Annotated in this window: 16 protein-coding genes; 7 read left to right on the top strand and 9 right to left on the bottom strand. The window is 37.5% G+C overall.

All coding sequences use genetic code 11. From position 1 onward, the window contains the following. Positions 1–9 precede the first annotated feature (9 nt). From I3217_RS11615 to I3217_RS11605, 3 genes are all read left to right on the top strand, one after another. Positions 10–2559 (top strand): TonB-dependent receptor, encoded by a 2550-nt coding sequence (locus I3217_RS11615; RefSeq protein ID WP_435049926.1) that lies wholly within the window; start codon positions 10–12, stop codon positions 2557–2559. A gap of 11 nt (positions 2560–2570) precedes the next feature. Next, a complete protein-coding gene (locus I3217_RS11610; RefSeq protein ID WP_435049925.1) occupies positions 2571–3710 on the top strand; it encodes a hypothetical protein in 1140 nt (379 codons plus the stop codon). Positions 3711–3808: 98 nt separating this feature from the next. Continuing rightward, on the top strand, positions 3809–4249 hold the full coding sequence (locus tag I3217_RS11605) for a hypothetical protein (protein WP_435049924.1): 441 nt from the start codon (positions 3809–3811) through the stop codon (positions 4247–4249). A 36-nt stretch (positions 4250–4285) separates the two neighbouring features. Here I3217_RS11605 and I3217_RS11600 read toward each other — a convergent pair whose 3' ends face one another. After that, positions 4286–5338, bottom strand: coding sequence for an endonuclease/exonuclease/phosphatase family protein (locus I3217_RS11600; protein WP_435049923.1), 1053 nt, complete (start codon positions 5336–5338; stop codon positions 4286–4288). Positions 5339–5435: 97 nt separating this feature from the next. Here I3217_RS11600 and I3217_RS11595 point away from each other — a divergent pair, with 97 nt between their 5' ends. Continuing rightward, positions 5436–8195 carry a carboxypeptidase-like regulatory domain-containing protein gene (locus I3217_RS11595; protein WP_435049922.1) on the top strand — a complete coding sequence of 920 codons (2760 nt, stop codon included), beginning with the start codon at positions 5436–5438 and terminating at the stop codon, positions 8193–8195. A 1-nt stretch (position 8196) separates the two neighbouring features. Next, entirely contained in the window at positions 8197–9612 is a 1416-nt protein-coding gene (locus I3217_RS11590) for a DUF5689 domain-containing protein (RefSeq protein ID WP_435049921.1), read from the top strand. On the opposite strand, the gene I3217_RS11585 is transcribed toward I3217_RS11590, so the two are convergent. Beyond that, positions 9609–10544, bottom strand: coding sequence for an endonuclease (locus tag I3217_RS11585; RefSeq protein ID WP_435049920.1), 936 nt, complete (start codon positions 10542–10544; stop codon positions 9609–9611). The genes I3217_RS11590 and I3217_RS11585 overlap by 4 nt on opposite strands. A gap of 109 nt (positions 10545–10653) precedes the next feature. On the opposite strand from I3217_RS11585, the gene hflX reads away from it, so the two are divergent. Both hflX and I3217_RS11575 read left to right on the top strand, forming a co-directional pair. Further along, positions 10654–11880, top strand: a complete 1227-nt coding sequence (hflX, locus tag I3217_RS11580) for a GTPase HflX (protein ID WP_435049919.1) — start codon at positions 10654–10656, stop codon at positions 11878–11880. Between the two features lie 88 nt (positions 11881–11968). Further along, the gene (locus I3217_RS11575; protein ID WP_435049918.1) at positions 11969–14269 is read left to right on the top strand and encodes an FdhF/YdeP family oxidoreductase; all 2301 of its coding nucleotides are present in this window, start codon (positions 11969–11971) and stop codon (positions 14267–14269) included. A 54-nt stretch (positions 14270–14323) separates the two neighbouring features. On the opposite strand, the gene I3217_RS11570 is transcribed toward I3217_RS11575, so the two are convergent. From I3217_RS11570 to I3217_RS11540, 7 genes are all read right to left on the bottom strand, one after another. Next, a complete protein-coding gene (locus I3217_RS11570; protein ID WP_435049917.1) occupies positions 14324–15247 on the bottom strand; it encodes a DUF3078 domain-containing protein in 924 nt (307 codons plus the stop codon). A gap of 72 nt (positions 15248–15319) precedes the next feature. Further along, positions 15320–15826, bottom strand: coding sequence for a DUF2480 family protein (locus I3217_RS11565; RefSeq protein ID WP_435049916.1), 507 nt, complete (start codon positions 15824–15826; stop codon positions 15320–15322). A 3-nt stretch (positions 15827–15829) separates the two neighbouring features. Continuing rightward, complete coding sequence (locus I3217_RS11560; RefSeq protein WP_066222237.1) at positions 15830–16153, bottom strand: DUF59 domain-containing protein; 324 nt, start codon at positions 16151–16153, stop codon at positions 15830–15832. Between the two features lies 1 nt (position 16154). After that, a complete protein-coding gene (locus I3217_RS11555; RefSeq protein WP_435049915.1) occupies positions 16155–16577 on the bottom strand; it encodes a SufE family protein in 423 nt (140 codons plus the stop codon). Positions 16578–16614: 37 nt separating this feature from the next. Continuing rightward, complete coding sequence (locus I3217_RS11550; protein ID WP_435049914.1) at positions 16615–17088, bottom strand: hypothetical protein; 474 nt, start codon at positions 17086–17088, stop codon at positions 16615–16617. A gap of 77 nt (positions 17089–17165) precedes the next feature. Beyond that, complete coding sequence (locus I3217_RS11545) at positions 17166–18239, bottom strand: zinc metalloprotease (RefSeq protein WP_435049913.1); 1074 nt, start codon at positions 18237–18239, stop codon at positions 17166–17168. Positions 18240–18419: 180 nt separating this feature from the next. After that, positions 18420–19634 (bottom strand): aminotransferase class V-fold PLP-dependent enzyme, encoded by a 1215-nt coding sequence (locus I3217_RS11540; RefSeq protein ID WP_435049912.1) that lies wholly within the window; start codon positions 19632–19634, stop codon positions 18420–18422. Positions 19635–19690 lie beyond the last annotated feature (56 nt).

The raw sequence follows: 19690 nt of genomic DNA, 5'->3' as shown, positions 1-19690 counted from the left end.
TTAATTAAAATGAAGAACATTACTCAAAACGTATTCTTTGCATTATTTATGGTGTGCAGTACCATAGGTTTTGCGCAAAGTATTGTTACAGGAACCGTTATTGATCCTGGAACCAACATGCCTCTTCCTGGGGTAAATGTGGTAGAAAAAGGGACAACGAACGGTGTGTCTACAGATTTTGACGGAAAATTTACTTTCCAGACCAAATCTACAGACGCTGTAATTGTACTTTCTTTTATTGGTTATTTATCAAAAGATATTACAGTTTCTGGTGATACCGATTTAGGCCAAATTACACTTGAAGAAAGTTTAATGGGCTTAGATGAGGTTCAAATTATTGCTTCTGTTGCCGTAGATCGAAAAACTCCGGTAGCAGTGTCTACAATTCGTGCAGACGAAATCGAATTAAAATTAGGAACTCAGGAATTTCCTGAAGTTTTAAAATCGACTCCAGGGGTATATGCAACCAAGTCTGGTGGTGGTTTTGGAGACGGACGTATTAACTTAAGAGGTTTTGAGTCTGACAATGTTGCCGTTTTAATTAACGGTGTACCGGTAAACGACATGGAAAACGGTCGTGTATACTGGAGTAACTGGGCTGGATTAAGCGATGTAACTAGCTCTATGCAGGTACAACGTGGTTTAGGAGCAGCTAAAGTGGCTGTGCCTTCTGTAGGGGGTACTATTAACATCCTTTCTAAAACTACAGATATCGAGGCCGGAGGTAATATAAGTACTTCTATTGGTAACGATGGGTATTTAAAATTTGGAGCTACTTATTCGACCGGGTTAATGGATAACGGTTTTGCTGCTACAGTATCTGCTGCTAAAACAGACGGTGATGGTTATGTAGATGGAACTGAGTTTAACGCAGTATCTTACTTCGTTAATATTTCTAAAGAAATAGGAGACGACCACAAATTAGCGTTTACAGCTTTCGGGGCGAAACAACGTCACGGACAAAGACAAAACAGACAATTAATTTCTACCTATCGAGCCAGCGAACGTGGTAAGCGTTTCAACGCAGACTGGGGGTATAAAAATGGTCAGGTAACCCATCAGGAAGATAACTTCTATCACAAACCTCAAATCTCTTTAAACCATTACTGGGATATTTCTGAGAAAACAACGTTATCTACTGCTGCATACGCATCATTCGGTTCAGGTGGTGGAGGCGGATTCTCTGGTACTAACAAATTCAGTTTAGGAGAAGGTGGTGTTAGCGAATACCGTGATGGTTTATATGGTCCGGTAAATTTCGATAAAATTGTTGACGAAAACGCTGCTTTAGGTGCACAAGGTTCAGAAACGATTTTAAGAGCATCTCGTAACGACCATACTTGGTACGGTTTATTATCAACCTTAAAAACTGATTTATCAGATAATTTAGTGTTCTTAGGTGGATTAGACTTGAGAAACTATAAAGGTGTTCACTTTACTGAGTTAACCGATTTATTAGGAGGTCAGTATTTTGCTGATGACAATGATGTAAATAATCCAAACGGAACGTATACAGTAGGAGATAAATTTAATTACTATAACGACGGTCTAGTTGGCTGGATTGGTGGTTTTGCTCAAGCTGAGTATACTTTAGATGCATTATCTGCTTTTGTATCTGTTGCAGCCTCTAATACGTCTTATAAGCGTATAGATTATTTTAATTATTTAGACAGCGATCCAAACCAGGAAACAGATCGTTACAACTTCTTTGGTTATAGTGCTAAGGGAGGTGCAAACTATAATTTAACAGATAACCACAATGTATTCGCTAATATCGGGTATTTTGAAAAGGCTCCGGGATTCGATTCTGTATTCTTACAGTTTGATAACTCACACATTAATGCCGACGCAGAAAACCAAAAGATTTTTAGTGTAGAATTAGGTTACGGCTTCCGTTCATCTAAATTTTCTGCAAACGTAAACGTTTATAGAACGTTATGGAAAGATAGAACAGAGACTTATGGTTACTCTCAGCCAGACGGTACATTCGCTACGGCTAATATCTTAGGTGTTAACGCACTTCACCAGGGGGTTGAGTTGGATTTCGTATACCGTCCAACAGACGAATTAAAGATAACAGGTATGGCGTCTTTTGGAGACTGGAGATGGGATAACAACGTAACAGATGTTCAGATCTTTAACGATCAGCAAGAACTTATCCAAACGGTAGATTTATATATTAAAGACTTACATGTTGGAGATGCTGCCCAAACTACATTAGCCTTAGGTGTGAATTATGAAATTATGGCTGATACCCATGTTTTAGTAGATTATAACTATTACGATAATTTATATGCGTCGTTCGATCCTAGCGATAGAGGGACTGAAGGTGCTCCGGATGCATGGAAAGTTCCTGCTTACGGATTGTTTGACTTAGGTTTAACACATAAATTTGACTTTGGTGGATTTGATGTAATGTTAAACGGAAGAATGAATAACGTGTTAAATACAGAGTATGTGTCTGATGCTTTAGACGGTACAGGATCTACTGCTTCTACAGCATTAGTGTGGTACGGTTACGGTAGAACGTTTAGTATTGGAGCTAAACTTAACTTTTAAAAAATTGTAAGATGAAAAAATTAGTATTTTTAGTATTAGCCGTAGGAGCCCTGTTTACAGCGTGTAATCCTATGGAAGATATTTACAACGACATTGATAGTGTTGATAAACCTATAGTTGGAAGCGACGAATATACACTTCAGGAAGACGATTACGAAGCGATGGACAGATCGTTTCCTAATTTTGATAACGACGATCAGGCAAAAGAGTTAATTCCAGGATTTTTAGAAGATGCTTACCCAAGCTGGGGAAAAGGATCTTCGGTTTTAGTAACTTACCATTTGTACAAATCTAACAGTATTCGTTCTAATACCTCTTACACAGTAACAGCAGAAGATTATGCCGAGTTAGGATTTAGATACGGTAACTTCGATAGTGCAGACGATATGGTAGATTTTTTAATGTACAAATATCCTGAAGCAACGCGAGGCGCTATGGTAGAGTTAACGTATTTATATTATTCTGCCGGAACAACTTCAGAATTAACAAATAACTTTATTCTTTTAGATTCTTGGGAATTTGTTCGTGAATTTACTGCTGAAGAGTATAACGATATGGAACAAAGTTACCCTAACTTCTCAAACGAGGATGTTGCAGAGTTTAATATTTCAATCTACTTAAAAACACTTTATCCTTACGCAATGGAAGGAGATCGTGTAGTAACTATGTACGAGTTATATGTAAGTGGGGCAGATAACGAAATGAATTTAGTGCCTTATGTATTCGATGGTACAAACTGGAATTTAGTGCCTTCAGTTGTTGAAAGTTCTTTACAATTTGGTCACGATGGAGAAACCTGGGTACCTGATAATACGATTAAGTATGCATTAGTTAGAAGTGATTACGATTATATGGCTGCCCAATTAGAAAATGAACCAGGATACGATGCAGCAGTATCGAGTATGGGTAACTATGGTAACCTAGATAGAAGACCAGGGAATGCAGCTTACTGGAGTGATGATACAACACAAAACAGCGCAGGTATAACCGATATGATTGGAACAGCAATGGCGCTTTTATTAGATCATTTAGACCCTTCTGCAGAAGAAGGTCAGAAGTATCTTTTAACCTACGATATTTATAACGGTACGAATACTACCGAAAGTATCTCATTAATTAAAACAGATGGTGTTTGGGTTAGAAATAACTAAATAAAGCACTACCTAATAACATTAAAACCATGTAGAAATACATGGTTTTTTTATGCGGTTTAAATGCGTACATTTGTTACAATAAAAAACAGACAAACATGTATAATATAGTTCTTAATTTACATTCTTACTGGGCTTTTATCGTATTAGCCGTACTTGGATTTACTGCAGTAAATGCCATTATAAAATCTTCAGGTAAAAAGGAATATGGACCTAAAGATTTCAGACTGGCTTTATTCACTTTAATCGTGTCACATATTCAGTTGCTTATAGGAATATTACTTTATGTTGTTTCGCCAAGATTAGCTATGTTTGGTGAATTAGGTATGGGAGGTGTAATGAAAGATGCGATAAACAGATTGTATCTGGTAGAGCATCCTGTAATAAATATAATTGCGATTGCTTTAATTACAGTAGGTTATTCCAAGCATAAATCTAAACTAACATCTAAGAGTAAATTTAAATTGATATCCATTTTTTATACTATAGCATTTATATTATTACTGTCACGAATTCCTTGGAATACCTGGTTAGGATAAGATATTAAAGCGACTTTATGTCGCTTTTTTTATGCTTCACAATTGTTCTTTTATCAGGAACATATATACAGGAAAATGATCGCTGTAACCGCCGGTAAAACCACCGTTATCAAAGCTCCTGAAAGGATAACCTTTGTACGGCCCTGTTTTAGTAATTAAATAATCGGGATTAAATATACCGGCTTTATAAAACTGATAGGTTTTGTAATCGCTCTTTAAAAGAGATTTAGAGACCATAATCTGGTCGAATAAACTCCATTTGTCGCGATAAGCCGTCGTTCCAAGCCCCACCAGATAGAGGTTTTCCATAGGGTTATAAATATCTTTAAGGTTTAGCTTTTGTTTGTCTCGTTTTGTGTTCAGTATCGTCTTTAAACTGGAGTCGGTAGGATTATCATTTAAATCACCCATGAGTATAATTTTAGCATATGGGTTTGCCGTTTGCAGCGAATCGATAATCGTTTTGTTTAGTGTCGCTGCAGCCTCACGTTTATAGTTGCTTAAGTCTTCCCCTCCTCTGCGGGAAGGCCAGTGGTTAACAATAATATGTATTAAATCTCCGTCTAAAAACCCGGAAACCAGTAATTCATCTCTGGTATAAATGCGTTTTCCACTTTCTTTATCTATAAGTTGAACCGGATAGGGTTTGGCCGACTTTATTTTGAAAAATTGTTTTTTATAGAGTAAGGCAACATCTATACCGCGACTATCGGGAGAGTCAAAATGTACGATGCCATAATTTGACTCCCGCAATAACATGTCGTTAGTTAAAACGTTTAACACCTTGCGGTTTTCTATTTCTGAAATCCCAATTATTGTTGGAGCTGTTTTAGTAGTTTCTTTGCCTATATCATCTATTACTTTAGCCATGTTTTTTATTTTTTCTGAATAGACCAGTTGCCTTTCCGATGCAATTTCCATGATAGGGCTGGATTCATCGAATTTGAATGGATCGTCTTCTGTATCGAACAAATTTTCCAGATTGTAAAAAGCTATGGTGTGTATGGAAAAACGGCGTTCCTGGGAATAGTTATAAATACTATTCAGAACAAAACAAAGCAGTAAAACTTGTGGGAATAATTTTTTCATGGACTAAAATATACCTAAAAATAAGGCATAATAATTTAAAAAAGCTAAATTAGTACGCTCTAAGTAATTGATAGCTAGAAATTAAGTTCGATTTAAAATGCGTAAAACGATTCTGGCTGTTCTTCTTTTTATTTATGTAATTCCTTGTGTTTACGGGCAGTTACCAAACCTTTCCGGGAGTGTAAAGGATGGGATGACTTTGTCTGGAATTGCCGATGTAAGTATTACCATTGAAAATACCGATTTTAAGGTTTTAACAGATTCCGAAGGAGGTTTTAGGTTTAGAAATCCTATCCCTGCAGGAGAATGGGTGCTAGTCATTTCCAAATTAGGGTATCTAACTAAGCGATTTCCGATAGTCTTAACTGAGGGGAATACATTAATTATTCAGGATATGCTTTTGATGCAAGACCTGGATTTAAAATCAGATGTATATACCATTATTTTAAGCGATGATGAGTTGCAGGAAGATAGTAATGCGGCTGATAATATTTCTGGGTTATTACAGGCGGGATTAGATGTGTTTCAGCGTACAGCTGCCTTCGAATTTAGTCCGTCATTTTATAAAATTAAAGGGTTAGATAGTAGTGAAGGCTCTGTGTTAATAAATGGTGTTACCATGAATTCATTTCAGAATGGAAGACCACAATGGAATAACTGGGGTGGAATTAATGATATGTTGAGAAATCAGGAACTGAATTATGGTATAGCTCCTTCAGCTGTCAACTTTGGAGGGGTTTTAGGAACGAGATCTATTAACACCAGGGCTTCAGAATACAGAAAAGGCGGCCGTGTTACCTATAGCGCAGCAAACAGAAGTTATACCAACAGGGTAATGGCCAGTTATGCTACGGGACTGTCTAAAGCGGGTTGGGCTTTAGCGCTTTGTCTTGGGAGGCGTTGGGGTGCAGAAGGGTATCTGGACGCTACATTTTATGATGCCAATTCTTTTTTTATATCTGTAGAAAAGAAAGTGTCAGCCCAACATAGTATTAATTTTACCGGAATTTACACGCCTAACAAACGCGGTAAATCATCACCAAATACTCAGGAGGTTTACGATTTAAAAGATATTAGGTATAACGAGTACTGGGGGTATCAGGATGGTGAGAAAAGAAATTCCCGTGTAAAACAAATAGCGGAACCTATGGCTATATTCTCGCATTATTGGACTATTAACACCAGGACGACACTGCAAACCAACCTGAGTTATAAATTTGGAAAACAAACTAATAGTCGATTAGATTATCCAGGAGGCGCAAACCCAAGTCCGTCTTATTACCAGAAATTGCCAAGTTATTTTCTGGCGCAAAACGAACCCGATTATGCAAAGGCGTATCAGGCTGAACAGGATTTTATTGAAAACGGTCAGATAAACTGGAATCGAATTTACGATGCCAATATTACAAATGCCAGCTCGGGATTAAGTGCGGCTTATATTTTATACGACGACAGAATCGATGATCAGGTGTTTTCTGCAAACACCCTTTTAAATACCGAGATTAATGATAGGATTTTAATAAACAGCGCTTTTAATTACAGGCAGCTGCGTTCAGATAATTACGGAGAATTAACCGATTTATTAGGGGCTGAAAATTATTTACATGTTGATCCTTTTGATGGCTGGCAATACGATTTGCTCAAACCTGACAGACTTCTTAATGAAGGTGATAAAATGAAATATCACTATATTTTTAAAGCTCGTACCATGTCTGGTTTTGGTCAGATACAAATGCGTTTTCGGGCTGTAGATTATTTTCTGGCGGTAAATTTGTCTCAAACCCACTACCAAAGGGAAGGTGTGTTTCAGCATGAAGCTTTTGCAGAATCTTCCTTAGGTAAAAGTGATGCTTTAGACTTTTTTGGTTTTGGAGTTAAAGGCGGGTTGACTTATAAAATTTCAGGTAAGCATATTTTTCAGTTAAAGTCAGCTTTTGTGCAACAACCTCCCGGTCTTCAAAATTCATTTTCTAATCCCAGAGAGAATAATGCCATTGTTAAACAATTAACCGAGGCACATCAATTGGTTCTTGAAGGAAGTTATACGTATCGTTCACCGGTAATTAAAGCAAAGATTTTAGGGTATTATATTCAGCAAAAAAATAAAAATGAGATTGGGTTTTATTATGCCGATGGGCTAACCTCGGCTGGGATACAGTTCAATGAAACTTCGGCTTTTGTACAGGAAGTTCTGCACGGTGTAAATACCTTGCATTTTGGTTTCGAATATGGTGTAGATTTTCAGCTTACATCAACTTTCAAGTTAAAGGCAGCGGGGTCTTTTGGGCAGTTTATTTATAATAATACGCCTGAGTTATATTTAACATCTTCCAGCTTTGTAACCCAGGATGGTGCTATAGACTTTGGAGCTGTTCAGCTTAAAAATTATAGATTGGCCAATGGGCCGCAAGGTGCTTTTTCTTTTGGATTTGAATATAGAGATCCGGATTACTGGTGGTTTGGTGCTTCGGGAAATGTTTTTACCAATACCTATCTGGACGTAAGTCCCCTAAGCAGAACGTCTAATTTTTATCTCGATGATGACGGGCTTCCGTTTAACGATTACGATGAGGAAATTGCTAAGCAGTTATTAAAGCAGGAACGCTTTAATAATTACCTGGTTGTGAATTTAATTGGGGGAAAGTCCTGGCGTATAAAAAAGTATTATCTGGGGCTGTTTTTAAGTGTAAATAATATACTGGATAAATTATATAAAACGGGAGGATTCGAACAGGGAAGAAATGCAAATTATGCCGAATTAAAAGCAGATGTTTCTCATCCAAAACGGGTGTTTGCTCCCAAATACTGGTATGGGAGGGGTGCAAGCTATTTTGCTAATATAAATCTGAGGTTTTAATATGAGAACGATAAGAATACTTGAGTTGATTTTACATTATACAGGATGTCTTGTGTTGCTGTGTTTAGCGAGTTGTGTTCAGGATGATGATTTTTCTGTGCCTAAGTCTCTTGGCGAGGAAGAAAACAAGGGGCTGACCGAATTATTACAGGGCATAGAGGATGGGGTTTATAAAACGATTACAGTTGCAGAGTTAAAACAACAGTTCGTTCCGGGAGAAGTAAAACAGTTTCAGTCTAACAGTGTGCTTAAAGCCTATGTTACATCTTCAGACAGAACCGGGAATTTTTATAAAGAGTTATTTGTTCAGGATCAGCCCGTGCAACCAACAGCGGGAATAAATATTGTTTTAAATCAGGTGGATTCTTATAATCAGTTTAATGTTGGCAGAGAAGTGTATATCGTTTTAAAAGATCTGTATCTTGGGGAAACCGCCTCCGAAATACCGGCAATAGGTGGTTTACCTGATGGAGATCGCGTGGATTTATTTAGCGAGTATCAAATAAAAACACATGTTTTCCGTACTTCGGAGACTTTGAGTATGGAACCTCTGGAAGTCCAGTTTACTGATTTAAACGACAATTTTATAGGTGTGTACGTCAGTATAAATCATGTCGAGTTTCCGGAAAATTTAGAAGGGCAGTCCTATTTTAATTCACAAGATGATTTTGATACTCATAGAAAAATGCAGCGTTGCGATGGTTTTGGTTACGAAAGTTTTATTTTGGAAACCAGCTCTTTTGCTACTTTTAAAAATGAAATCTTACCTGTAAAAAATGGTACGATTAAGGGTGTTGTTTCCAGAAGTTATGGTGGAGATGATCTGGTACTTATTCTGAATGATTCTGACGATGTGCAGTTTGCAAACGAACGCTGTACACCATTAAGTACAGACGATTTTACAGTAGTTTATCAGGAAAGCTTTAGTGATGCTACAGATGATACTATTCTGGATACAGCGGGATGGATAAACTTCTCTGAACGCGGACAAGTGCTGTGGACCGAACAGATTTACAGTAAAAATGGCTATGCTGAATTTGGAACTTTTGGTGCTAACGATACCGAAAATGTAGCCTGGTTAATCTCTCCGAGAATCGATATGACCAGTAATTTAACCGAATATTTAAATTTTAAAATGGCGCAACATCATCTGGATTCGGTGAAGAATAAGGTGGAGGTTCTGGTATCAACTAACTTTAATGGGGTTGATGTGCTTTCGGCAATCTGGGAACCTATAGAAGCTAAGTTACCAACTAAATACGATGAGTGGTATACCTTTAAAGATTCCGGGCTGATTGATATTTCAAACTATCAGGGTATACTATATGTGGCATTTAAAGTTACAGGCTCCGGTACTAACGAAGCGCTGGATGGTTCTTATCAGCTGGACGATTTCAGAGTATTGCTTCAGGATTAAAAGCCAGTAATTTTTCGCAATAACAGATATACAGGAAAATGATCGCTATACCCTCCTTTATATTTGTTTCCGGCATAAGTTCTAAAAGGTTGTCCTGCATAATGTCCGCGATACTGTTTTAAAAAGTCAGCATCAAAAATATCGGCACTGTCAAATTTATGATGCCCGGCCTTATGTTCCAGGAAATTATGACTAAGCATAAACTGATCGAATAAATCCCAGCCTTCACGGTAACTAACACTACCTCTGTCGGTAGATTTCAGAGTTTCCATGGGATTAAATAAAGCGTTATTATTAACTAAAGTTTGTATGCCTTTACTATCGGAATCATCGTTAAAATCACCCATGACAATTATTTTGGAGCCCGGATTATTATCATTTAAACCTGTTATAATCTGACTGACTTTATTTGAAACAATCAAGCGCTTGCCAGCATTAGATGCTTCGTGCTTAGAAGGCCAGTGGTTGACTAAAAAGTGCATGGGTTCACCGTCAAAAAGCCCTGAAACTAATAAAATGTCCCGGGTATAGTCTTGAGAACCATATTCATCAAATAATTGTATGGAAAATGGTTCAGAATGTATTACGGTAAAGACCGTTGTGTCGTAAATTAAAGCAACGTCAATTCCGCGTTCGTCCGACGAATCGAAATGGACGTAATCGTAAGGCAAATCATTTAAATGTTCCGATTCCAGTAGATTTGTTAAAACGGTATTATTTTCAATTTCAGCAAGTCCCACAATGGCCGGATGTGTTTCTGTTTCCATTTTTCCAATACTGGAAATGGCCAATCCTAATTTAAAGAGTTTATTTTCATAGCGTTTTTCGGTCCACCGTTTATCCGAAGTCGGTAAAAAATCATCGTCATTGGTATGCGGATCGTTAAACGTATCAAATAAATTTTCCACATTAAAAAAGGATACTGTTTTCATAAAAAAGTTATTTCTATTGCAAGTTAATGCTTCAACTACAAAAAGTAATCTTTTAAAATATAAAAATTAAAATGCTTACAATTATGTAACTTTGTGCTTTATTTAATCTATGCTAGAAAAAAAAGATATCGCCTTAGAGAAGGCTGTTTTAATAGGAGTTGTAACTAAAGATCAGGACGAAGAAAAGTCTAAAGAATATCTGGACGAGTTGGAGTTTTTAACTTTTACCGCGGGAGGTGAAGTTGTAAAACGTTTTACTCAGAAAATGGATATGCCTAACCCTAAAACTTTTATAGGTGCCGGGAAAATGGCCGATGTACAGCAGTTTATTGAAGAACATCATATTGGCACTGCTATTTTTGATGACGAATTAAGCCCAGCTCAGGAACGTAATATTAGTAAAATTCTTAATTGTAAGGTTTTAGATCGTACCAATCTTATTTTGGATATTTTTGCGCAGCGTGCTCAGACCAGTTATGCCAGAACTCAGGTAGAACTCGCGCAATGTGAATATCTTTTACCGCGATTAAAAGGAATGTGGACGCATCTTGAGCGACAAAAAGGGGGGATTGGAATGCGTGGTCCCGGAGAAACGGAAATAGAAACCGACCGTCGAATTGTAAGAGAGCGTATTTCTTTACTTAAGGCAAAAATAAAAACCATAGATAAACAAATGTCGGTACAACGCGGTAACCGTGGTGCCATGGTAAGGGTTGCACTCGTAGGGTATACCAATGTTGGAAAATCGACTCTTATGAATGTGATTAGTAAGAGCGAGGTGTTTGCCGAGAATAAGTTATTTGCGACTTTAGATACGACCGTGCGGAAGGTTGTTATTCATAATTTACCGTTTTTATTAAGTGATACCGTAGGGTTTATTAGAAAGTTGCCGACTCAGCTTGTAGAGTCTTTTAAAAGTACTTTGGACGAGGTAAGAGAAGCTGATTTGTTATTGCATGTGGTAGATATATCGCATCCTAATTTTGAAGATCATATCGCTTCTGTAAATAAGATTTTAGGAGAAATAGATGGAGCCGATAAGCCAACTATAATGGTGTTTAATAAAATTGATGCCTATAATCCTGAGCCTTTTGATGAAACTGATCTGGAGGCCGAGCGTACAAGCTCTAACTACTCTTTAGAGGAGTGGAAGCGTACCTGGATGAGTAAATTGGGCGATAATGCCTTGTTCATTTCTGCATTGAATAAAGAAAATTTAGAAGATTTCAGAAAGCGGGTTTATAACGAAGTTCGTGAAATTCATGTAACACGATTTCCATATAATCACTTTTTATATCCGGATTACAACGATCTGGATTTGGGAGAAGAAGAATAATAAAAATGCGCTGGTAACGGCGCATTTTGTTTTTATAAACTTTGTAATTATTTTAACGTCTTTTAACTAACTAAGGACATCAAACCAAATGGATAAAAAAAAATCCAGAAATGTACGCACTCAGGGTTCAGATCAGTTTACCGGAATTAAATTAACCCAGCCAGCAACGCATGCTGCCGGTTTTACAGGCGTAAAAGTTGCCCTGCAACATGCTTTCAAGGAAATGGGCGTAGTAAGGTCGCTTAAGACCCTGTCTCATATGAATCAGATTGATGGTTTTGACTGTCCGGGTTGCGCCTGGCCAGATCCGGAAAAACGATCTAAACTTGGTGAATATTGCGAAAACGGAGCTAAAGCATTATCAGAAGAAGCAACAAATAAAGTTATAGATGCTGCATTTTTTGCAAAGTATTCGGTGGAAGAAATTTCCGGTTGGACCGATTTTCAGATTGGTAAAAGTGGTCGACTAACACAACCCATGATTTTAAAGCCAGGCGAAGTGCATTATCTGCCAATATCCTGGGAAGATGCTTTTAAAACTATTGCAAAATCATTACATAACTTGAATAATCCGGATGAAGCTATTTTCTATACCTCCGGGCGTTCCAGTAATGAAGCAGCATTTTTATATGGCTTATTTGCTCGTGCTCTGGGGACTAATAATTTACCGGATTGTTCCAATATGTGTCACGAATCGAGTGGTGTAGCACTTTCAGAAACTTTGGGTATTGGTAAAGGGTCTGTGAAATTAGAAGATTTTGATAAAGCCGAAGTTGTAATGGTAATTGGGCAGAATCCGGGTACGAATCATCCCAGAATGTTGTCGGCACTTGAAAAGTGTAAGAAAAACGGAGGAAAAATAATTAGTATTAATCCGTTATTGGAAGCAGGGTTAACTCGTTTTGACAATCCTCAGGAAATATTCGGAATGCTCGCATCAGGAACAACATTAAGTGATATTCATCTTCAGGTGAAAATTAATCAGGATGTTGCTTTGCTTAAATTAATTCAAAAGAAACTGGTCCGGCTGGATGCCGAGAATAATTCGGTTTTCGACCATGAGTTTATAGCTAAATATACCGAGGGCTATGAGACATTATTATCTGATCTGGACGCGTATTCCGAAACCGAATTGCTGAGACTAACTGGTGTTGCTCAAAAGTATGTAGATGAAGTGGTCAATTTGCTGGCAGATAAAACCAGAATAATTATTTGCTGGGCTATGGGCTTAACCCAGCATAAAAATGGGGTTGATAATATTAAAGAATGTGTTAACCTATTGCTGTTAAAAGGCAGTCTGGGAAAACCTGGTGCAGGGACTTGTCCGGTTAGAGGGCATAGTAATGTACAGGGCGATCGTACCGTAGGGATCATGCATTACGTATCTAAACGTTTTAATGCAGCTGTTAAGGCTGCTTTTGGTTTCGACCCGCCGCAACATCACGGGGTAGATGTGGTGCATGCCATTAAAGCAATGCATGCCGGAAAAGCCAAGGTTTTTGTTGCTCTTGGAGGGAATTTTGTTTCGGCGGCTTCAGATACCGAATATACTGCCGCAGCTTTGGAAAATTGTGATTTAACGGTACAAATAAGTACTAAATTAAACAGGAGCCATTGTATTACAGGTAAGACCGCTATTATTTTACCAACTTTGGGGCGATCTGAACGGGATATAAAAAATGATAAACAGCGGCATTTTACTGTAGAAAACAGTATGGGAATAGTACACAGGTCTAAAGGGTTTCTGGAACCTGTTTCCGAAGACATTAAAAGTGAGCCCGAAATTGTAGGAGGTGTCGCTGATGCTTATTTTAAGGGGGATCATATTGTAAATTGGAAAACGCTTAGTGAAGATTATGATGTGCTTCGTGAGAAAATGGGACAGGTTATAAATGGATTTGAACAGGTAAACCAAAAATCGAACGGTACCGGGTATTATTTGCCTAATAATGTTAGAGATTTAGACTTTAGTCATCTGCCGAATAAAAAGGCCAGGTTTTCGGTTACTCCGTTACCTGAACACGATTTAGAGGCGAGTGAGTTTCTTTTAATGAGCATTCGTTCTCACGATCAGTTTAATACTACAATTTACGGTTTAAACGATCGGTATCGCGGGGTGTTTAATGAAAGACGCGTATTGTTTATGAATGAGAAAGATATGAAGTCCCTTAGATTGAAGTCGCTGGATGTCGTGAATATATTAAGTTGTTATAACGGGACAGAGCGGAAAGTGTTTAACTTTTTAGTTATCCCTTATAATATTCCGGAAGGCAATTTGGCTGCATATTATCCCGAAACCAATCCCCTAATTCCTATCGATGAATATGCTGTAAAAAGTAATACACCAATAAGTAAATCTGTAAAAGTGACTTTAGAAAAAGTGAAATAAAAGAAAACGGCTTCAATATAAATTGAAGCCGTTTTTTTAAGAGTTTGTTTATTCTTAGAACGCATAACTTAATCCAAACGTCCAGTAGGTCTGTAGCTTGTTGTCTACATTGTCAAACGTGGTGTCGGTTTCTCCTAAAGTGTTTACAAAATAATTAACAGCTTCCTGTTTATTGTCTCTTAAACCAAATTCGAATCCAAGTCCTATACCTTTCCAAACTTCATAAGAAAAAGCATTAGTCCAGGTCCAGTTAGATAGGTCTGAACTCTCGTAACTTTGGAACATGGATAGGTTAGATTTCAGTTTTAATTTGCCAAAAGATTTACCGTAATTGGCTACAATTTTTGCGCCTAAAGACGATTCGAAAATAGTATCATCATTACTAAAAACAAAGTTGTAGTTTAGTGGATGTGCCACAATTACAAGATCGGAAATAGGAGTCCAGGTAATACCAATACCTAAATCTAAATATCCCGGATCGTTAAAATTATTTAATAAAGTGGTGCGGTATTCTCCTAAAGCCGAAGCGGCCAGTTTTTCGTTAAACTTATACCCGTACAGCGATGTTAATGTAAACACATCTGTTGCCTGTCTGAAGTCTTTATTATCTGTAGGATCGTCTTTGTCGTCGAACTTAACCCAGCTTAAATTGATGTTGGCATTGTTATACCAGAAAAACGTTTCACGATTTAATTTAGCATACGGATTCGCTGTAATAGTAATGTTTCCGGCAGAATTATTTGGAGAGCCCTGGGCGTACCAGTTGTTAAACTCTGAAAGGTTTGCTCCAATTGTACCAAAGGCGCCGTAATGCCAGCCCGGATATTTATCTATTTGTTTCTGGAGGTCGTCTACCTTAGCTTGTAAGGCATTAATAGAATCTTGTTTCGATTTTTTTAAAGCTTGTAATTCTTCTTTGGTTTGCGAAAAAGAAGCCGTAGCCACGAATAGCAGGCACAGGGTAATAATTTTTCTCATAATGTATTGATATAATATCGATTGTTTGTTCTGTAAAAATAAGCGATGAAACTAAAACAGAACCATTAATATTTATTTTCTTTTATATAGGGGAACGCTGGAACAGGCCTCGCCGAACATTATAGACTTTGCCAGCGGTTTAATTTTTCTGGTAATCATAACATAGGCACTTTCGGGTACAGGTTTTTTAGAACACCCCTTAATAATAACGGGAGCATCTTTGTATTCCGAAAGATCCAATTTGGAAATAAGGTCCTGATAAATTGCAGTTTCTAATTGCTCCAGATTTCCAAGTACAATTTGTTTTGCAAAAGCTTCAGCTTCGGTAGTAATTAACATGTAGGCCCAGGGCGGAACAATGGCATCGCTGCTACAGGTTACCGCCAGATAGGCATTCTGGTACTGACTCCAGTCATGCGCTTTAACTGTTTCTCTAAAGTCTTTTTCCCGCAAAACCAAGCCTTCTAAAAGCCAGTCCTTAATGTCTAAAAGTACCCGGGTTCCAGAAGGGTAATAGTCTTCAAGGTCTAAGACTTTTAGTTTGCTGTTTGCAACGCGATTAATAATTTCATCTGCCATATATTAAAGCATGCCAAGTTCTAGTTTAGCCTCTTCACTCATTAAGTCCTGACTCCATGGCGGGTCGAAAGTTATTTCTACTTCGGCATCTTTAACCATGTCTAGAGATTTTACTTTTTCTTCAACTTCCAGAGGTAAGGTTTCGGCAACCGGACAGTTAGGGGTTGTAAGTGTCATCAGGATTTTTACTTCGTAATCTTCATTTACAAAAACGTCGTAAATTAATCCTAATTCGTAAATGTCTACCGGGATTTCCGGATCGAAAATGGTTTTTAAAACCTTTACAATTTTTTCGCCTAATTCGGCTGTATCTATTTCGGTACTCATCTTAACTTAATTGTGTTTGGTATGCAATTGCATACATTTTTAATTGTTTAACCATACTTACCAGTCCGTTTGCACGGGTTGGGGATAAGTGTTCTTTTAAACCGATTTCATCTATAAATGCGGTGTCTGCATTAATGATATCCTGAGGATGCTGATTAGAAAAGGTTCTTATTAGTATAGCTATTATACCTTTGGTAATTATGGCGTCGCTATCGGCTGTAAAAACAACTTTATTATCGTTCATTTCGGCATGAACCCATACCTTGCTCTGGCATCCTTTAATAAGGTTGTCGTCGGTTTTATATTGATCTTCAATTAAAGGTAGGGTTTTACCTAAATCGATCATGTATTGATAGCGTTCTTCCCAATCTTCAAACATTGAGAACTCATCTATTATGTCGTTTTGAATGTCTTGTATGCTCACAGTTTTTCTTTTTTCAAAATTACAAATTGTATACTTGTTATTCAACCTTTTTAGCAAGAGATAAAATGTAGTCTGTCAGTGGTTTAATTTTAGTGTTAGGATTGCCGTGGTCAAATTCGGGAGTAACATAAATTGTGTTGTTGTCTATTACCTTTAATCTTGCACTTAGAGCGCCATCGTGTGCTCGCTTTTCAGAAGGTGCTTTTAAGGTGTTTAGCTCATTTAAATTTACAGCATGTAATTCGTCCATTAATACATCCCATTCTACATCCGAAATGTCATTAATTTTATCGGGACCGTGTTGCTGGTGTTTCACCAGAATTTTATGATTTTCTATTTTAATTTCCAGAAAGGAACCTCGCGTTAATGCCAGATATTCTAAAAATACTTCGTTTTGAATTGCATTGCGTTCTGCAGGCACTGTTTGATTTTGAGCTGTAATAGTATTTGTTTTACTATTGGCGCAGGTACTGAATATAACAATACAGGCTATCAGGCTGACATATTTCATAATCTGGTGTTTTAAAATAGAAAGTTAATAAAAAAGGCGCCATATGTGGCGCCTTTATAACGTTGTTTTAACACGAATCAGTTTAACATGCTTTCTCTTGGAGCACCTGAAACAAACATAGAACGCATTCTCGATTTTTGTCCTTCGGTAAACATATACATACAGGCATCGTTGGTGTAATCCATATAATTCATGGTCATATCTGCAGATTGACAGTTTACTGTTGGGTAAGACGGGCAGCCATAATTAGGTCCGTCAGAGCTTGGTGTGTCGGTAACAAAATCGTCCTGACGACATCTGCCATCTCCCCAGATATGTCTTAAGTTTAAATAATGGCCAATTTCATGTGTGGCAGTTCTGCCTTCGTCGAAGGGAGCCGATACATAACCAGTGTTTCCAAAATACTGAGGTGAAATTACAACACCATCTGTGGATGCTGGTCCTCCAGGAAATTGTGCATACCCTAAATAACCATTACCTATTTCGCAAATCCAGATGTTTAAGTGCGTTTCCGGAGTAATGGGAGGGTATTCTGCTTTTACAGCATCGTTAAGGCCCCATGAGGTTCTTGAATTGGAATATCTGTAAGTAGCTGCTAGCGTAAATTGAATGTCACTATCGGCAACTACGCTCGAAAACTCTGATGGCACACCAGATACATCGCTATTGGTTTTTCCAAAATCGGCATTTAATACAGCAATTTGAGAGTTGATTTGCTGAGAAGAAATGTTTTCCTGACTGTTTTTGTAAATGACATGTACAATTACAGGTATTGTAATGGTGCCTAACCCATCGTCTACCGGTTCAGGGTCTGGGTCGGTGCCTCCACCGCCATTGCCATTCCCATTTCCTGCACCATCTGGTTTTTTACTGTTGGTAAAAGCTCTGGATTTGTATTCGATATTGTACATTTTTTTCTCTAAACCAGGATTTTCATTTAAAAGGCGGTTTAAATTTACCATAGTATAGCAGGTCTTTTTAGAAGAAGGACTCGCCACTCTGGCCGTTTCATCTACATCGGCATCGGTATAGACGTAAAAGTCATTCATATCGACTTTAACTTCTTGTGGTTGATTTGTAGTATTCTGATCATCAGAACACGAGTAGAATACAAGGATGATTAAAGCCATAAGGCTTAAAATTTTTTTCATTTTACTTGGGAGTTATGATTAATAATGTGTTAATATAATGATAATGAATTGAAAATCAACAGGTATGTTATGTGGGGTATCTAAACTATTTCAAAATATATTAACGGATTGTTATAATACAAAAAGTCCCAAACTCATGGCTTGGGACTTTTTGTATGTTAAAATGAAATGTTATTTTGTTTAGGACAGCATCATTTTGGCTTTTTTAACACCTTCCACAAGGCTGTCTATTTCAGCTTTAGTATTATAAAAAGCAAAAGAAGCTCTAACAGTACCCGGAATGTTATAGAAATTCATAATCGGTTGGGCACAGTGATGCCCTGTACGAACTGCAATACCTAATTTGTCTAAAATTGTGCCCACATCGTAAGGATGAATCCCTTCAAGATTAAAAGAAATTACAGACGTTTTTTGCGGTGAGGTACCGTAAATTTTTAAACCTTCAATTACAGATAATTGTTGAGTAGCGTAGGTTAATAGTTGGTGCTCGTAGGCAGAAATATTGTCAAAACCAATAGCATTCATATAGTCAATTGCTGCTCCAAAAGCTATTCCTCCACAAATATTAGGCGTTCCGGCTTCGAATTTATGAGGCAGGTCGGCATATGTTGTTTTTTCAAAGGTAACTTCAGCAATCATTTCTCCTCCGCCTTGATATGGTGGTAATTTTTTTAGCCATTCTTCTTTGCCATAAAGCATACCCTGACCTGTAGGGCCACACATTTTATGCGCAGAAGTAACATAGAAATCTACATTCAGTGCCTGTACATCTGGTTTTATATGCGGGCACGATTGTGCGCCATCAATTAAAACAGCTGCTCCAAAGGCATGAGCTTTTGCAATAATTTGCTCTATTGGATTTATAGTGCCTAATGCGTTGGAAATATGGTTAACAAATACCAGTTTTGTTTTGTCGGATAACAGAGACTCAAATTCTGACATTATGAGTTCGCCGTCCGTATTCATTGGTATAACCTTTAATTGTGCTCCGGTGCGTTCGCACAACATTTGCCATGGCACGATATTGCTATGGTGCTCTAAGGCAGAAACAATAATTTCATCTTCCGGCTGTAATATGGAACTAAATCCATTTGCAATAAGATTTATACCATGGGTTGTGCCTGAGGTGAAAATTATTTCGTGCGAAAATTTTGCGTTAAAATGTTTCTGAATTTTAATTCGGGCTTGTTCATAAGCATCTGTAGCTTCCTGACTTAGCGTATGTACACCCCGATGTATGTTTGCGTTGTAATTGCTGTAGTAATCTACAATAGTATCTATTACCTGTTGCGGTGTTTGCGACGTTGCAGCATTATCAAAATATACCAGAGGTTTGCCATTTACCTGTCTTGAAAGTATTGGAAAATCTTGTCTTATTTTGTCAACGTTAAACATAGTGAGCGTGTATAGATTAAAAAAAAGGCAGAGGTTTGCTATCGTTTTGAAAATAA

It is taken from the genome of Formosa sp. S-31 (assembly GCF_051172795.1).
Classification (GTDB): Bacteria; Bacteroidota; Bacteroidia; order Flavobacteriales; family Flavobacteriaceae; genus Formosa.
The sequence above is the reverse complement of the archived record's forward strand: the minus strand, read 5'-3'. Positions and strand labels throughout refer to the sequence as shown.

Coding starts and splice junctions, on each gene's coding strand:
- I3217_RS11545 (WP_435049913.1), bottom strand. CDS start 18,239: ATGAAAAAAATTTTAAGCCTTATGGCTTTAATCATCCTTGTATTCTAC.
- I3217_RS11610 (WP_435049925.1), top strand. CDS start 2,571: ATGAAAAAATTAGTATTTTTAGTATTAGCCGTAGGAGCCCTGTTTACA.
- hflX (WP_435049919.1), top strand. CDS start 10,654: ATGCTAGAAAAAAAAGATATCGCCTTAGAGAAGGCTGTTTTAATAGGA.
- I3217_RS11615 (WP_435049926.1), top strand. CDS start 10: ATGAAGAACATTACTCAAAACGTATTCTTTGCATTATTTATGGTGTGC.
- I3217_RS11585 (WP_435049920.1), bottom strand. CDS start 10,544: ATGAAAACAGTATCCTTTTTTAATGTGGAAAATTTATTTGATACGTTT.
- I3217_RS11560 (WP_066222237.1), bottom strand. CDS start 16,153: ATGAGTACCGAAATAGATACAGCCGAATTAGGCGAAAAAATTGTAAAG.
- I3217_RS11550 (WP_435049914.1), bottom strand. CDS start 17,088: ATGAAATATGTCAGCCTGATAGCCTGTATTGTTATATTCAGTACCTGC.
- I3217_RS11600 (WP_435049923.1), bottom strand. CDS start 5,338: ATGAAAAAATTATTCCCACAAGTTTTACTGCTTTGTTTTGTTCTGAAT.
- I3217_RS11540 (WP_435049912.1), bottom strand. CDS start 19,634: ATGTTTAACGTTGACAAAATAAGACAAGATTTTCCAATACTTTCAAGA.
- I3217_RS11575 (WP_435049918.1), top strand. CDS start 11,969: ATGGATAAAAAAAAATCCAGAAATGTACGCACTCAGGGTTCAGATCAG.
- I3217_RS11590 (WP_435049921.1), top strand. CDS start 8,197: ATGAGAACGATAAGAATACTTGAGTTGATTTTACATTATACAGGATGT.
- I3217_RS11565 (WP_435049916.1), bottom strand. CDS start 15,826: ATGGCAGATGAAATTATTAATCGCGTTGCAAACAGCAAACTAAAAGTC.
- I3217_RS11570 (WP_435049917.1), bottom strand. CDS start 15,247: ATGAGAAAAATTATTACCCTGTGCCTGCTATTCGTGGCTACGGCTTCT.
- I3217_RS11595 (WP_435049922.1), top strand. CDS start 5,436: ATGCGTAAAACGATTCTGGCTGTTCTTCTTTTTATTTATGTAATTCCT.
- I3217_RS11605 (WP_435049924.1), top strand. CDS start 3,809: ATGTATAATATAGTTCTTAATTTACATTCTTACTGGGCTTTTATCGTA.